We start from the raw sequence: 13,267 nt of genomic DNA, 5'->3' as shown, positions 1-13,267 counted from the left end.
ATTGATATTTGCTGGCTCCTACACTTAGTCGCGATCGCTGGCACGATCGATCAGTGCGTTTGAGGGCAAGCTCGGATCAAGTACCTTGCGCGCACTGTCAACCCCTACAACGGGCAGCGTACCAGGATCGAGCAAGCCAAGTTGAATCAATACACTCGCCTGATCCCAGTAGAGGTGCTCATGGGCTAGCTTGCCGTCACGGAACTGGACAATCACCACCACTGGCACTTCAACCCGTTTAAGAGTCGGAGCAATGCCGGGTAGCATCCAGTCCATCCGAACCGTATGAGTGAACTTACCCACCATTTCATCGACGAGCCGATCGGTCCCGATTGTGCGCGAGATTGGGGTCAGCTCCATGCCGGGCGGTATTTGTGGAATGAAGTATTTGGAATAGAACTCGCGCAGTGCTGGTTTCCCGACTCCCCCAGTCATTACCGGAATGTGGTTGACGTAAGCATCTTCAACCATCGTAGCGAGGGCATCTTCAGTACTGTGAGTGCCAAACTCGTACTGTAAATGCTCTTCCCAAAGTGCTTGCAAAGACTCCTGGGCTGGTGTCAAATTGGTAGTTGCTTGTAAATTTGCTTGTCCGTCTACAGTTTGCTCTTTGACCATGATTAAATACTCCTGGTTCTATCTATCTAAAGTGTCTTGAGTTCCAATACTTGACTGCTTTCAGATTCTTAAGAGGTTTCGTTCTGGATAGACGGGTTGTTCACCCACAAAGTCAGGAGCAAAGCAGTTCACAAACGTATCAATGTCATGAGCATTGATTGCAGCTTCCATCTTGAGCAGAACTGAGGAAGCGTTTTGAATAGGAATAGTCTTTGTGTTCATGTTGTTATCTTCATTGTGCTTAGATGTATTACTCGTCCAAGCCTTTGCGCTGCTTTTGGTAACAAGGAAACTTTGTTGACTAACGAAATCACCGACGACCCTTCCGATCGCTCTGGGAAACGGGTTCAGATGCCTTATCACGTTTGAACACCTTGTAGGCGATCGCCAGGAATATGGGGACTATCACCAGCACCGATAGCGCCGCGTAGGTTGCGCGGAACTCGCTGACGGTAAACAGAGCTGGCGTGGTCAGGGCGGTTCCAGGTGCGTTGATCAGGAGTATGCCACCGATGTTGTTCGCGAAGTGTACACCGATGGCGAGTTCGGTGGTTCCGTCCATCAGCGAGACCACAGTCCATAGCAGACCGGGAACGAGGAAGTAGTTGAAAAAGACCGTGAGCCAGCCGCCTGAGATCGCCTCCGGGTTAGCGAGGTGCGGCAGGGTGAAGATCACGGCTGACACGATCGCCAGAAAGACGCGGTTCGTCCAAACAAGGCTCGCGCCCTGCACGACATATCCGCGAAAGAAAAGCTCCTCCGTGGTCGTCTGGATCGCAGTGAAAATCAGTGCCAGCGGGACGAAGAGCGCGAACGTTGTGAGGTCGGAGGTGAAGGAGAAGGTGTCGGGATAGAAGAGGTACTGTCCCAGCCCACCGATCAGGCAGATTGGCACGAACCACGCCACAAACCCGTGACCGATGCGACGCCAGCTTATCTTCTTCCGCGCCGTGATGAGCGTCAGGGGATGACGGCGGTGGATAAGGGTAACGGCGATGAGGACTCCCGCCAGGAAGACCGGAAAACCTACCATGACATACAGGAACTTCCCGAAAGGACCAAGCACGTAGTAATCCGGCTGGCCGCTGAGCGCGAACGCGACGAGTACGCTGGCACCAGTCCCGACCACCAGCCACGCAAAGAGGATGACCACCAGTCCCAGAACATACCGCCACCCCCGATATTTACCCCACCGGGCAGCCTCCACGTAAGTCGCATCTTGCACTTCCGTTCCGATTCCCTGCTTTCCTGTGATTGCTTTGAACTTCATCTTTGCCTCCTTGACTCGTGCGTGATGGAGTTAGCGAATCTGTTTTGGGGTCACTCCAGTCAGGCGCTTAAACTGTTGGGTCAGATGGCTTTGACTGGAGAAACCAACTTGTAGAGCGATGTCGGAGACCGCCAAATCCGTTTTCGACAGCATCAACTTTGCTCGTTCCACCCGCTGTTGAATTACGTACTGGTGTGGAGAAACCTCGATCGCTTGTTTGAATACACTGGCAAAGTAAGTCGGGCTAAGATTAAGAGTCTCTGCAAGTTCAGTCAGTGACAAATCTCGATCGAGGTGAGTCTGAATGTAGTCGAGTACTTGTTGCAATTGGGTGCGCGTTAAGCCTTTATTCTTGAATTTAGTGGTTAACGTTGTAGTTGTTAGCATGGTTCAAAAATTGGCAGGTTGTTCAACAAAACAGGCAAAAAGCTAGCGATCGTGCATTCGATCACTTACTAGCACTAACAAACAAGTCAGATAGGAATAGAGCTTAGTGACTTGCAGCGACAATAGCTGCCTTCAACTCTGTTATTTTCCAGCGTCCGGTATACCGAATGTTATTGATGAATAGGGCTGGAGCGTCGGTCACTCCACTGTGCAATCCACTTTCAATATCTTCATTGATGCGATCGATATGCACCTGCTTAGACAACTCTTTAAGAAATTGAGGGATATCAAGCCCTAAATTGTTGGCGTACTCTACGAGATAACCATTTTCTAACTTCTGTTGATGAGCAAACAAAGTGTCGTGCATTAACCAAAACTGTCCTTGAGCAGCGGCGGCTTCGGCAGCTTGAGCGGCCCGTTGAGCTTGGGGATGAATCTGTGCTTGCAGAAAATGACGGAAGATCAAGCATAAATAATCTTCTCCAAAAGCAGCACTAAGCTCTCGTTTGATCGCTTTAATCAGCTTGTAAACGTCTGCACTGACAGAGCATTGATAATCTCCATACACTACCAGCACCACGTCGGCATTGAGTACACCTTGCATGTGATCCTGTGTTGAAGCTGGAATAGATAACAAACTACGGTCTCGGTCTTGATTCACTTAAACACCTCTGAGGGAAGCAATGGTAATCGCAAGCGATTCAACCCTCTTTCTGCGGTCTAGATGAAGCAAACTCAATGCTGTAACTCAATTGCTATTCGTGTTTGCCTAGAACTAAATATAGGCAATTGCCCTCTCACTTGTCGTCAACTGAGAGTTGCAACTTTTGCTCACCAAAGCGAATGATGAATCAGTCCCTCTGTCAATGTCATCATCGCTCCAACTCTGGTTTGACTCTGGAGTCAAACTAAAGGGTGACTGGCTTACAAACTGACAATGCCGCGTTTAATCGCAACAATCACAGCCTGGGTGCGATCGCTCACGCCCAACTTACTTAAAATTCGATTGACATGGGTTTTGACAGTATTCTCACTAATACTTAAAGCAGTTGCAATATCTGAATTGCTCATTCCTCGTGCCATTAAGCCCAGTACCTCTAACTCTCGTTCCCTGAGTTCTGGATTATTCAGACGCTGCACCAGTTTTGCTCCCACCTCTGGTGGAATGTATTGCTGACCACAAGCAACAGTGCGAATCGCATTCAGCAACTCATTGGATTTAGTATCCTTGAGCAGATAGCCTTGAGCGCCTGCGTGCAATCCACGATAAATATCTTCATCCCCATCGTAAGTGGTTAGCACGATAATCCGGGCAGGCTTAAATTCAGCACAAATTGCGCTGATGGCTTCAACCCCTCCGACTTCGGGCATTCGCAAATCCATCAGCGTGACATCTGGCTGGTATTCTCGAAAGTAATCGATCGCCTGTTGCCCATTTTCTGCTTGAGCAATCACCGTCATTTCTGGATTGCGGTTAATGATCGTTGCCAATCCTTGCCGAACAATCAAATGATCATCAGCAATTAGCACCCGAATTATCGCGGATTGGCTCGTCATGATGATCACCCTCGATCGACAATGACAATAATTTCTGTCCCTTGTCCGGGCTGGCTCTCGATCGTCAGTTGTGCTCCAATTCGCTCTGCTCGTTCGCTCATGCCCAACAATCCAAATCCGCCGCTCATCGGGACTCCAACTACTCCAAAGCCCTGTCCGTCGTCTTTGACCTGTAATCGACACTGGGCATCGTCATAGACTAACTCAATTCTAATTTCGTTCGCATTCGCATACTTAATCGCATTGGTCAGGGCTTCTTGCCCAATCCGGAGCAAGTTATTCTCCACCTCGACGGGTAAGGAATAGGCGATCCCCTGAATTGAGTAAATTAGAGCCGTATTGGTCGCCACTCGCATCTGGTTGACCAGACGCTCAAGGGCACTCGATAAGTCGCCATCTTCTAGCAACTGGGGACGTAGTGCTGTCACCGAGCGACGCGCCTCAGTTAGTCCAGTACGGGCTAATTCCTCGATCGTGTCTAAATGCGCTTGGGTAGCTTCTACATCATCGGTTAACACTTGAGTCGCTGCATCAACCTGGATCAGAATGCCTGTAAACGCCTGAGCGAGTGTGTCGTGAATTTCACGCGCCATGCGGTTGCGTTCTTCCAAAATCGAGGCTGCTTCTGCTTGCTTTTGCAGCGTAATATCTCGCAACAACCAAATCACCTGTTCGTGCTGAATCGGGGCAATGCGAGCCGAAAACCAGATTTCTCGTCCAGCTATCCACTTGCTGTATTCAACTGTAAGTACTTGTTGAGTTCTCAGCACCTGCTGAATGTAACTCAGGAATTCATCAGCTTGTTCCTGACCATAGAGTTGATGCAGTGTTTTACCAATATACTCCTCCTCATCCAACACTCCATAGGACGGATTTCCTTCGATGGCACAGATCAATTGCCCTTCAGCAGTGAAGATACACAGCGGATCGGGAATGGCTGAGAAGAGCGCTCGCAGTTCTGCTTCGGAGGCTTGCAGCGCTGCTTCTGCCTGTTTGCGATCGCTAATATCCGCAATCACTCCTTCGATATAGTCATCGTCCTCATTCAAATAAGAAGAGGAAAGTCCCCAGAACAATGTCCCATCTCGTTTTCGCATCTGTACTTCATAGCTTCGCACTTCCCCATCCCGCTTCAGCACCTCAATGGATTGTTGGTGATCGCTGGGACTTACAAAATAGCCGATGCAGTGTTCCACCCCAATGATCTCCTCTGGTGAATCAAAGCCCAACAGATTGGCAAGGCGTTGATTGGCATTGAGAATTAATCCATCCGAGAGGCGGGTGCGGAAGATGCCGACCTGCGAGTTTTCAAAGATCGTTCGGAACTTGGCTTCACTACGTTGTAATGCCTCTTCTGCTTGTCTGCGCTGGGTGGTGTCGTTGCCCACCGATAAGATTTCAACGACCTCTCCCTGGTCATTGAAGATGGCTTGATTCGACCAGACCATCCAAACTCGCCGACCATCTCGACACAGGTTTTCACCCTCGCCTTGCGGGTACGATTGAGGATTACGAAGTAAATCGTGGACCATGGATCTCACATCGCGTCCAGAGAGTTCGGCTTCTGGAATGATGGTTTCAAATACGGTTCGCCCTACAATCTCATGTTCTTCATAACCTAGGAGTTTTACCCCATAATCGTTGATGTATCGAATCCGTCCTTGCGGATCATAGCGAACGATGACTGAATTCGCGGTTTGTAGCAGGTTGCGGTAATTGGCCTCACTTTGTCTCAATGCGGCTTCGGTTTGTTGACGTTCAGCGATCTCCTGCTGCAAGGCTTGAGTTTGCGCTTCTACTTTCCTTTCCAGTGTTTCGGCATAGTCTGCTAACCGTTCATACAGCCGAGCGTTTTCTAGTGAAATCGCTGCCTGAGCCATCAACAGGTTGAGAACTTGTAAGCGATCGTTGGTAAACACCCCGGTACTGAGATTGTTCTCCAAATAAAGGATGCCGATCAACTGACTCTGATTGAGAATGGGTAGACAGAGGAGCGATCTCGTCTGTTGGTGTTGAATGTAAGGATCAGTTGAAAAAGACAATTCGCTGACTGCATCATCAAACACCAGAGTTTCTTGAGTGCGTTCTACCAAGTGAATGACGGAAACAGGAATCGTTGCACAGTCAGCAACAGCAAGCTTTTCCAGGTCACACTGGCTATCTCTGCTGCATTGAGCCACCATAGTAAGTTGATCCTCTTCTAGGAGAACCAGAGCGCCAGTTTCGGCTCCTGCACTTTCGATCGCCACCTGCATCAACGTGGCAATCAGTTGATCGAGATGGAGCATTCCAGGCAGAGTAATCATTGAACTCTCCCCCGACGAAGGACTGTCAGCCGTCCCCCAAAGTATATCGCTTGCCAAACTCCAGAAAATTGGCTCTTTCGGCTAAACTACGCTAAACAGCTAAGAGTTAAATACCACCATTAGCTTGAAATGCCCACTGGCTATAACTTTCAGAGATTGGGCAACTCGTGATTTTCACATCCGTTCGCCTCACTAGTATAATAAGTCTGAAAGAACCAGAAAATTAAGCTTCTTGGTGGATTTTTGAAAGGGTTTCCAACGGTTACACTAAAGTCTGCTGCCCTATCCGCTTGAAGTATAGCCAACCCTAGTGTTTGGCTTCTTTCAAATTCTTACAACGATTTATTAGATTCTTATGGAGTTAGCGAACTTGCTTTGGGGTCACTCCAGTAATGCGCTTAAACTGTTGAGTGAGATGGCTTTGGCTAGAGAAGCCTGTCTCAATCTCGATAATGTGAACTTTGACCATTGATTTTACACGAATACCTAATTCTCAATCCTATTTCAGGTGAGGTAAGCTTTGACTAAAATCTTTTTGCTTTGCTAACTCCCTATCATCGATTTCGTCAGCTTGTGCTGAATCTTGTGCCGGATGAGCTTGTTTCAGCAACTCAGCAACTTCTTGCGCGATTGCAATCAGTGCAGAATTTACTGAGGAGTCACGAAGAGAATCAGCCAGAGTTGTAACCTCAGAATGCTCAGAATCATTCTTGCTTTGTAATGGTAAGTGTGTCATAAAACTATCCCCAATTAAATACTGATTTGTAATTGACTGAATCAATACGCAGTGATATCAGGCAATCGCTTTAATCAAATCGGCTGCTTTTTCGCCAACCATGATCGTGGGTACATTCGTATTTCCGGTTGTAATGGTTGGCATAATCGAAGCATCAAACTCGCTTAGCCGTATTTGCACTTCTGAGCGCACTTGCAGCAATGCACCTGGATGACTCAGTATTGGTGTCCAACCCCGAAATGATAACGTCACTTCTGGGTTCCCGAAATCTACAACTGTAGTACTAGCTTTCTTGTCTACTCTACTTCTGTAAAAACTGTTGGAACCATTGGTTCCGTTACTACTCATAACCCGTTACAGCGGATCAGCTCACTCAATCCACTTCAGACTACACAACTCCCGACTCTCTCAAGACACAGACGTGAGGACGAGAACTGCTCTCGGAGCTGCGTAGTCTTGTGTCAAGCCACTGCGAAAGGACTGCTTCTGCGGCTTCCAAGACATTCGTCAGTTGCTCAATAGCTACCGCCGCTATCGTCATCTGCTGCAGTGGCGGGGTCAAAGCAACGACTGCCTCCACGAGTTCTCCGAGATGGAGTACGTCAGCTGCCTCTGGGTCTTCAGTGGCCACCTTCAACGATTGCCATAACTGCAGTTCCAGCTGCTCGGTAAGCTTAGGCATCAGGGTTTAGAGGGCAAGGGGTCAGGGGACAGCCTCCTGGATCGAGTTCGACTTGAGCCGCAAATTTGCTCAAGCGGCGGTAGCCATTTGGGAGGCAATACTGCTGCGAAAACAGCTCAAGAACCTCCAGCAGATAGCCTTGGACTTGCGTCCCCGTCATGTCTAAGCAGTGCCTCGGCTCGACTAACATGACTTTCTCCTGGTCAAGCCAGAGAGCAGCACTAACAGCATGGAGAGGAGCATCTTGGCGCTCCCGGTACAGATTGGAGCAACGCTGCTGGCGTTGCTGTTAGTGGCACCGTCTCAACGGTATAGCCCGCAGTCTTCAGCCGCCGGTTGCGATTGTAGAGCGGGCGCTTGCGGTAGTAGGTCCGGCGCTTATGGCAAGCTTCCCCTTCGTCCGTCCAGCAGCCGTCACCTTGAGGACCGTGGCGGATCTTGGCCTTCTCAAAGGACAGCTTGGAACACAGACGGCATTTGTCTTTGCTAGGGCGGGGCATAAGGTTAGGTTCCAGTCACCTGTTGCTTCAAAAGGCACAATGGTCACATTGAAAGTAGCTAGAGTGTAGCTAGAGTCTCAACTTCTGCCAAGTGCGGACTAGCAAGGGCTGCTTGGTCTTTTTTGAAGCGAGAAACCGGTAGAATCAACGCAACAAAAGTTGCCTTTTGTTGCGTTAATAGGAGCCCGGCCTCGAGTCTTAACCTGATTCTCACGCTGAGACTGAGTGTTTGAGACGCTGAGTAATACGCTCAGCCCAAGGCAAGGGTATAGGAAGCTTCTCTACCCCTACCTCAGCGACCGCTAACCCCCTTGACCCTTTTTCACCGCAGCAGATGAACGGAAACCCACCCGACGACCGCGTGAACCGCCTGATTGATGCGGTTGCCCAATTGGTAGAAGCAACCCGCAGTAATACCAACGCGATTGAACGCCTGACCGAGATCTCCAATCGGCATGAGGCCGATAACACTCGTCATGAGCGCGATATCGCAGCTCTGCGGGCCGAGGATGAAACCCGACGGCGAGACATCGAAGCTACTGACGGCTGGGGTTGCTGAAGTTGTTGGCGGCTTACGCGAGGTACGAGCAGTCACCCGCGACCTGGCTGAGATTAGCCGTAATCACGAGGGACGCCTGCAACGATTGGAGCAATCAGGCCAAGGATCTTGAGCAGGCAGAAACTAGCTTTCACTGCCACCTGTGTAGATTTTAATCCTCAAAGTAGTCCTGGGTGACTGAAGCCGAAGCGCTGAGGCAGAGGGAGAGAGCACGAATTAAGGATCTGCTAGATTTAGGGGAGCACCCGACCCGCGACAAGGGTGTAATCCAAACCATTGGGAGTAGGAAATCGCATCGCTGCCACGTTCGATCCCCTTGCCCCAGATTCACAGCACCAGAGGCTAGAACGTTTGAGGTCCGTAGAGCCTGTGCAACTCAGGGCTAGGCATTATGGCACTCCTGTGGATAGCGCAGAGTCCTGAAGCTGCCCGTACAGGCCACACCTTTACAGTTTCCCGTCTGCTTCCTATCGCAGGTTGAGCAGGCCTGTGAGCTTCTAGTAGCAACTTGTACCGCTCCGAACCCTGCGACCCTTAGGGTCAGCTAGTCAAGGGATGCTAGTTCAGCCTTGAGCTTCTCAAGGCGGTGGGGCGGTCCCATTCATCTTGCGCAGACCTGTACGAACGGCTATGCCAGCAATATCCCTGCTGCTTACCAAGGCTTGCAATCCTTAATCAACTTTAGAGGTTTTAGAAAGAGATCCACCTTAGGTTAATAAACTCAATGCTATCAATTAGCAGAAGAGGAAGCCTACTCAGATATCATCCAGTTAAATCACCGCTCTTACCATTCCCCCATCCCCTGTGGCTGCCTCTATCTCCCTCAAGATATCCTGATACTTCTCCTCATCTCCCGATTCCTGGTGTATCTTAGCCGCTTCTCTCCAGTCACTTAAGGCCCCCACCTTATCTCCTAACTGCAGGCGGGCGTGGCCTCGACGGTGGTAACAAGCCCCACTATCGGTTAAGAGGCCTAGTGCTAATGCACGGCTGTAATCCTCATTCGCCCTTTGAAATTTCTCTAACTCTAGCCAGGACTCACCCCTAATATAATAACTCCATGAATAGTTAGGTGCCAAACCTATGAGGTAATCGCAATCTTTAATTGCCTCTGCATGTCTTTCCATTTCTTGATAGGCCAAAACCCTTACGCAATAAAAATCGTAGAGATACATAAGTAGCCGGCTGATACCTGCTGTTGAATTATTGATTGCGTCCTGATAATTCCCGTTGTGGAATTGTGCCCAACTCAGATACCTATAGGTATAATTCTCATGGGGATTTAGCGAGACTGCCTGGCTAAAGTTTTCAATAGCTTTAGTATATTCGTTTAAGTCCTCCCATCTCGACCCTGCACTCAAGTATAAAAAGGCTAAGCTGGAAGCCGATTCAGAGCTCATTACAGGTTCTTCCACAGTAGATTTAGCTTTGCTTTGCTGTTCAGTCTCCTCTCCTTTTTTCATGTTGGAGGCGGTCATCAAAGATCTTTCGTAACTGAAATGGTTCGAGTCTTGTAGATATCCCTTTAGCCCTCCTCCATACAGCAAATCTGATATTCCAATGTTGGCTACTCCCTCTACAAACTCTAACGCGTTAGTTGGCAAAAATCCCGCCAGAATTAATCTATATTCAAGCTTAGTGTCTTCAAAATCCTCCAGCATTAACACACAGACTAGCACTGAATTCTGCTCAGCTTCTGCCTGGGTGAGTTGCCATCTTACTGACTCAACATCACCATAGCGAACCTTAACCTGAATTCCTACGCTCGGATCTCTTTGGTAATAGAAGTCTACCTTCCCGTCCCCACCTAAACGTCGTTCGTAGTCCACTTCTGTTACCAATTCCGATAAACGAATTTTAACGACCTCTTCTCCTAGCTTCCCCTTTAAGTTATTAATAAACACTTCCCGAACGGGGAGCGTTCGTTTATACTTCTCGGCCATAGACCAACAGAATTCCCGTAGCTTCCTGAGCCGTTCACCCGAGATGAGTGTAATCTCACTATGTTGTCCTGGGAGCTCGCTAGATAATAAACTTCCCCTCTTAATGCGTTCGATAAAATCACTCTGCAGATGAATTAGCATCGTGCGCCAATGCATTCTTATTTCCACGCAAGCTACCTCGACTTTTTCTTGTTGTCTCTATTTCGACTGAGCAAAATATCCAGCTACATAAGGCAATAGCAGCTTATGAGCTTACTTCCTTAAGGCCTAATACAGTAAGGGCACAAGCACTACAGCAAAGATTTCGCCGCTCTATTGAAGCTGTTGACCCATGCGAAATCAAGGTTGGGACAGAGCTTGCCCATCTCTTCAACTAGGGATGGTGAAACCTGATATACTCCACTCTGTATAACCACTTTTGATTCTCTCTAACACCTAATCATAAAGCTATTATCATTTCTCACCAAATAGCACCATAAATAACCATTTTTCACCAAATACCACTGACATGGTGATGTAACGGCAAACTACAGTGAGGGGAGCAGAATGTCCAAACCCGCAACTTAATTGGACGAGAGTGATTCTGTGGTAAGGCGTTTAACAATCTCACTGCCAGATGACAATTACGAGTTCTTAGTGGCTTGGGCTGCCAGAGAGGACCGGGCCATCTCGAACCTGGTCAATCGGCTTCTTATGAAACTCATTGAGGAAGAGAAGGCAAGGATACAGGCTCCAGAATCCGGTGAACGTAAGCAACAGGAAAGGGAGTAGAGAGGGCATCTAAAGCCGGGGGGAGCCGACTGATTGCCAGGGGTGGATACCTTGATCGCGGGAACCAGGTGGCCTGTGGTTGTCTAGCAAAATCTCCACTCACCGAGATCACTTCTGGAGATAGTTAGGTAACCCGTCATCTGGTTCAGGTGGGCTAGATCCTGATCAGTGGACCAGCTCAATGGTCGTTTTTCCGGCTAGCTCGTCCAGCTTTGCCAGAGCTTCAGAACTGATGTAGGTTCGTCCGTCTGCCCCTCTGTACTTGCGGGTCTCCAAGCTTTTCAATCAACTCATACAGCCTCGACTTTCCCTGAGATTGACTCGTTTTAGGTCGTTCATGCGCCCAAGCAAGTTTCTCGTTCGCCCAACCTTGCAGGCATAACCATCGGAGATCAAATAAACACATTCATCTTTGAAGGTTTTGACAATAGCTTCTTCGGCTTCGGTCCAGCGCTGGTAAGGGTCTCGCTTAGGTTCAGAGGGGCTGCTCATGTTCTTCTGACTAGGACAGTAATATCTATCGTTTAGAGCTTTGACAGGGGCACTGGTTACCAGCCTGTTTTTGAGCACACCTTAGTGGCATAGCTAGCAATGGAGGGATAGCTGTCTCCATTCCAGCTTTGAGCTGCGGTGCTGGTATAGCGGTCTGGATCCCCTGAGTACCACTGGGCAGCTACCCGTTTGCAAGCCGTCAGTTTGTCTCCATCTGTTTGAGTGAGTGCGTCCTGCCAATACTGATCCACTTTGCAGGCAACCACCTGATTTTGAAGCTCGGGGGAGTTGCGGAATTCCTCCACATTGGCTGGCTGCCCCAAGCATTCTTGAGACCAGGCTGGAATGTTTTCTTGCATCACTTGAAAAGCTCCGGTTGCGCCTGAGCCACTCGCATTGGTAACGGCGTAGTTGCCACCAGATTCTTGACCACTGATCGCTTGCAAGAGGGTTTTGACCTCTTCAGAAGCATTGATGCTAACTAGGGGCGAATTTGTCAGCGCATCTGCTACACCAGCGACCCGGCTCGGTTGCCATTTGGCAAATCCCAACAGACCAATCAGGCTGCAGGTGGTGAGGAGAGTGAGGTCTTGGGTGAGCCGTTCATAAACTTCGATAATCCCTGGTTTGTAAGAGGAAGTGTTCATTGCAAGGTGTGTGACTGGTAGAGGCCATGCTGGTACTGAATGCGCAAGATGCGATTCTCGAAATCGAGAAAGTAAGTGACATTGGCATTCCAAGGATCTGCCGAGGAGGCACAGGTAGGTTGGCCTAACGGTTGTTCGATGTCCTGGCGTGAGGGTTGCCCGGTGCGCGTGAGCACGACAAAGGCTGTGAATTGTTGGGGGCTGAGCCCTCTGGCTTCTGAAATCCCTGGACAGGCAGTAAGGCGTGGGTCTTGCTTGGTAAGCAGCTGTCCAGAGGTTGGATCTAGCGAACTTGAAGTCGGCTGTCCATCGATTTCTAATAGGCGCGAATCGGACGATGCGTCTGGAGTGAGGATGGGTGTGTCAGGCGTACTGAGGGCTGGTTCTTCAAGGCCCGAAAGTTGTGGCACCAGTTGCAGCAGGGGCTGGGTGATAAAGGTCATATCAGGGGGAAACTGTCCCCCAGAGCGAGCAAAGCCTAGGGCTGTCAACACACTAAGAGTTAGGCACAACATCCACTCCAAACGCACAGCAAATTCTCCCCCTATTCCTGTTAGGGTTTGGCTGAAGGTTTATCGCAATAGCGCTTGCCCTCAACCTCTAGCTGACACAATTGGTTGCGAATGTTCTGCTGCTCTTGGGCATCTTCGAGAATGCTTTGAGCATTGTTGACCTGATCCACGATGTATAGCTCTACGCGCATACGTTAGGACATTGCTTGAACGCAGCATCCACACAATCTCGAAAGTTCTCAAACTCATCCAATCGCTGTCGCATCCAATTCTTCAGCACAAACCAC

At 49.2% G+C, this 13,267-nt stretch carries 20 protein-coding genes and 1 pseudogene; 2 read left to right on the top strand and 19 right to left on the bottom strand.

Annotated features, from left to right (window positions below; genetic code table 11):
- Positions 1–24: 24 nt before the first annotated feature.
- The 13 genes from H6F94_RS03800 to H6F94_RS03740 all read right to left on the bottom strand — a co-directional run bounded on the left by H6F94_RS03800 (position 25) and on the right by H6F94_RS03740 (position 8,056).
- Entirely contained in the window at positions 25–618 is a 594-nt protein-coding gene (locus H6F94_RS03800; RefSeq protein ID WP_190800912.1) for a nuclear transport factor 2 family protein, read from the bottom strand.
- Positions 619–678: 60 nt separating this feature from the next.
- The gene (locus tag H6F94_RS03795; RefSeq protein WP_190800911.1) at positions 679–840 is read right to left on the bottom strand and encodes a nuclear transport factor 2 family protein; all 162 of its coding nucleotides are present in this window, start codon (positions 838–840) and stop codon (positions 679–681) included.
- Between the two features lie 88 nt (positions 841–928).
- Positions 929–1,888 (bottom strand): CPBP family intramembrane glutamic endopeptidase, encoded by a 960-nt coding sequence (locus tag H6F94_RS03790; RefSeq protein WP_190800910.1) that lies wholly within the window; start codon positions 1,886–1,888, stop codon positions 929–931.
- Positions 1,889–1,918: 30 nt separating this feature from the next.
- Positions 1,919–2,275, bottom strand: a complete 357-nt coding sequence (locus H6F94_RS03785) for an AraC family transcriptional regulator (RefSeq protein WP_190800909.1) — start codon at positions 2,273–2,275, stop codon at positions 1,919–1,921.
- A gap of 103 nt (positions 2,276–2,378) precedes the next feature.
- Entirely contained in the window at positions 2,379–2,936 is a 558-nt protein-coding gene (locus H6F94_RS03780; RefSeq protein WP_190800908.1) for a DsbA family protein, read from the bottom strand.
- A gap of 263 nt (positions 2,937–3,199) precedes the next feature.
- Positions 3,200–3,832: a response regulator gene (locus H6F94_RS03775; RefSeq protein WP_190800907.1), complete on the bottom strand. Its 633-nt coding sequence runs from the start codon at positions 3,830–3,832 to the stop codon at positions 3,200–3,202.
- Between the two features lie 5 nt (positions 3,833–3,837).
- Positions 3,838–6,138 carry a PAS domain S-box protein gene (locus H6F94_RS03770; protein WP_242040980.1) on the bottom strand — a complete coding sequence of 767 codons (2,301 nt, stop codon included), beginning with the start codon at positions 6,136–6,138 and terminating at the stop codon, positions 3,838–3,840.
- 361 nt (positions 6,139–6,499) lie between these two features.
- Positions 6,500–6,607 (bottom strand): AraC family transcriptional regulator, encoded by a 108-nt coding sequence (locus H6F94_RS33445; protein WP_242040979.1) that lies wholly within the window; start codon positions 6,605–6,607, stop codon positions 6,500–6,502.
- Positions 6,608–6,637: 30 nt separating this feature from the next.
- The gene (locus H6F94_RS03760) at positions 6,638–6,874 is read right to left on the bottom strand and encodes a hypothetical protein (RefSeq protein ID WP_190800935.1); all 237 of its coding nucleotides are present in this window, start codon (positions 6,872–6,874) and stop codon (positions 6,638–6,640) included.
- 57 nt (positions 6,875–6,931) lie between these two features.
- Entirely contained in the window at positions 6,932–7,126 is a 195-nt protein-coding gene (locus tag H6F94_RS32815) for a GMC oxidoreductase (protein ID WP_190800934.1), read from the bottom strand.
- A gap of 136 nt (positions 7,127–7,262) precedes the next feature.
- On the bottom strand, positions 7,263–7,556 hold the full coding sequence (locus H6F94_RS03750) for a hypothetical protein (RefSeq protein ID WP_190800906.1): 294 nt from the start codon (positions 7,554–7,556) through the stop codon (positions 7,263–7,265).
- A complete protein-coding gene (locus H6F94_RS03745; protein ID WP_190800905.1) occupies positions 7,549–7,746 on the bottom strand; it encodes a hypothetical protein in 198 nt (65 codons plus the stop codon). Before H6F94_RS03745 ends, H6F94_RS03750 begins: the two co-directional genes overlap by 8 nt.
- Positions 7,747–7,777: 31 nt before the next feature.
- Positions 7,778–8,056, bottom strand: coding sequence for a hypothetical protein (locus tag H6F94_RS03740; RefSeq protein ID WP_190800904.1), 279 nt, complete (start codon positions 8,054–8,056; stop codon positions 7,778–7,780).
- A gap of 334 nt (positions 8,057–8,390) precedes the next feature.
- On the opposite strand from H6F94_RS03740, the gene H6F94_RS03735 reads away from it, so the two are divergent.
- Positions 8,391–8,615 (top strand): hypothetical protein, encoded by a 225-nt coding sequence (locus H6F94_RS03735; RefSeq protein ID WP_190800903.1) that lies wholly within the window; start codon positions 8,391–8,393, stop codon positions 8,613–8,615.
- 770 nt (positions 8,616–9,385) lie between these two features.
- Here the strand turns inward: H6F94_RS03735 and H6F94_RS03730 are convergent.
- A complete protein-coding gene (locus tag H6F94_RS03730; protein ID WP_190800902.1) occupies positions 9,386–10,699 on the bottom strand; it encodes a tetratricopeptide repeat protein in 1,314 nt (437 codons plus the stop codon).
- Between the two features lie 444 nt (positions 10,700–11,143).
- On the opposite strand from H6F94_RS03730, the gene H6F94_RS03725 reads away from it, so the two are divergent.
- Complete coding sequence (locus H6F94_RS03725; protein ID WP_190800901.1) at positions 11,144–11,329, top strand: ribbon-helix-helix domain-containing protein; 186 nt, start codon at positions 11,144–11,146, stop codon at positions 11,327–11,329.
- A 285-nt stretch (positions 11,330–11,614) separates the two neighbouring features.
- Here the strand turns inward: H6F94_RS03725 and H6F94_RS03720 are convergent, their stop codons facing one another.
- The 5 genes and pseudogenes from H6F94_RS03720 to H6F94_RS03700 all read right to left on the bottom strand — a co-directional run.
- Positions 11,615–11,821: a hypothetical protein gene (locus H6F94_RS03720; RefSeq protein ID WP_190800900.1), complete on the bottom strand. Its 207-nt coding sequence runs from the start codon at positions 11,819–11,821 to the stop codon at positions 11,615–11,617.
- Positions 11,822–11,877: 56 nt separating this feature from the next.
- The gene (locus H6F94_RS03715) at positions 11,878–12,468 is read right to left on the bottom strand and encodes a lysozyme family protein (RefSeq protein WP_190800899.1); all 591 of its coding nucleotides are present in this window, start codon (positions 12,466–12,468) and stop codon (positions 11,878–11,880) included.
- Positions 12,465–12,998 (bottom strand): hypothetical protein, encoded by a 534-nt coding sequence (locus H6F94_RS03710; protein WP_190800898.1) that lies wholly within the window; start codon positions 12,996–12,998, stop codon positions 12,465–12,467. The genes H6F94_RS03715 and H6F94_RS03710 overlap by 4 nt, the downstream gene beginning before the upstream one ends.
- Positions 12,999–13,021: 23 nt before the next feature.
- The gene (locus H6F94_RS03705) at positions 13,022–13,171 is read right to left on the bottom strand and encodes a hypothetical protein (RefSeq protein ID WP_190800897.1); all 150 of its coding nucleotides are present in this window, start codon (positions 13,169–13,171) and stop codon (positions 13,022–13,024) included.
- Positions 13,162–13,267, bottom strand: a pseudogene (locus H6F94_RS03700) (IS630 family transposase); the annotation flags it as partial. The pseudogene H6F94_RS03700 and the gene H6F94_RS03705, both read right to left, overlap by 10 nt.

The sequence above is a fragment of the Leptolyngbya sp. FACHB-261 genome (assembly GCF_014696065.1).
GTDB lineage: Bacteria > Cyanobacteriota > Cyanobacteriia > FACHB-261 > FACHB-261 > FACHB-261.
The sequence above is the reverse complement of the archived record's forward strand: the minus strand, read 5'-3'. Positions and strand labels throughout refer to the sequence as shown.

What these genes read in the sequence shown, in the direction of transcription:
- H6F94_RS03800 (WP_190800912.1), bottom strand. Translation starts at nt 618, where the DNA reads ATGGTCAAAGAGCAAACTGTAGACGGACAAGCAAATTTACAAGCAACT.
- H6F94_RS03795 (WP_190800911.1), bottom strand. Translation starts at nt 840, where the DNA reads ATGAACACAAAGACTATTCCTATTCAAAACGCTTCCTCAGTTCTGCTC.
- H6F94_RS03790 (WP_190800910.1), bottom strand. Translation starts at nt 1,888, where the DNA reads ATGAAGTTCAAAGCAATCACAGGAAAGCAGGGAATCGGAACGGAAGTG.
- H6F94_RS03785 (WP_190800909.1), bottom strand. Translation starts at nt 2,275, where the DNA reads ATGCTAACAACTACAACGTTAACCACTAAATTCAAGAATAAAGGCTTA.
- H6F94_RS03775 (WP_190800907.1), bottom strand. Translation starts at nt 3,832, where the DNA reads ATGACGAGCCAATCCGCGATAATTCGGGTGCTAATTGCTGATGATCAT.
- H6F94_RS03770 (WP_242040980.1), bottom strand. Translation starts at nt 6,138, where the DNA reads ATGATTACTCTGCCTGGAATGCTCCATCTCGATCAACTGATTGCCACG.
- H6F94_RS33445 (WP_242040979.1), bottom strand. Translation starts at nt 6,607, where the DNA reads ATGGTCAAAGTTCACATTATCGAGATTGAGACAGGCTTCTCTAGCCAA.
- H6F94_RS03760 (WP_190800935.1), bottom strand. Translation starts at nt 6,874, where the DNA reads ATGACACACTTACCATTACAAAGCAAGAATGATTCTGAGCATTCTGAG.
- H6F94_RS03750 (WP_190800906.1), bottom strand. Translation starts at nt 7,556, where the DNA reads ATGCCTAAGCTTACCGAGCAGCTGGAACTGCAGTTATGGCAATCGTTG.
- H6F94_RS03745 (WP_190800905.1), bottom strand. Translation starts at nt 7,746, where the DNA reads ATGTTAGTCGAGCCGAGGCACTGCTTAGACATGACGGGGACGCAAGTC.
- H6F94_RS03740 (WP_190800904.1), bottom strand. Translation starts at nt 8,056, where the DNA reads ATGCCCCGCCCTAGCAAAGACAAATGCCGTCTGTGTTCCAAGCTGTCC.
- H6F94_RS03735 (WP_190800903.1), top strand. Translation starts at nt 8,391, where the DNA reads ATGAACGGAAACCCACCCGACGACCGCGTGAACCGCCTGATTGATGCG.
- H6F94_RS03730 (WP_190800902.1), bottom strand. Translation starts at nt 10,699, where the DNA reads ATGCTAATTCATCTGCAGAGTGATTTTATCGAACGCATTAAGAGGGGA.
- H6F94_RS03720 (WP_190800900.1), bottom strand. Translation starts at nt 11,821, where the DNA reads ATGAGCAGCCCCTCTGAACCTAAGCGAGACCCTTACCAGCGCTGGACC.
- H6F94_RS03715 (WP_190800899.1), bottom strand. Translation starts at nt 12,468, where the DNA reads ATGAACACTTCCTCTTACAAACCAGGGATTATCGAAGTTTATGAACGG.
- H6F94_RS03705 (WP_190800897.1), bottom strand. Translation starts at nt 13,171, where the DNA reads ATGCGCGTAGAGCTATACATCGTGGATCAGGTCAACAATGCTCAAAGC.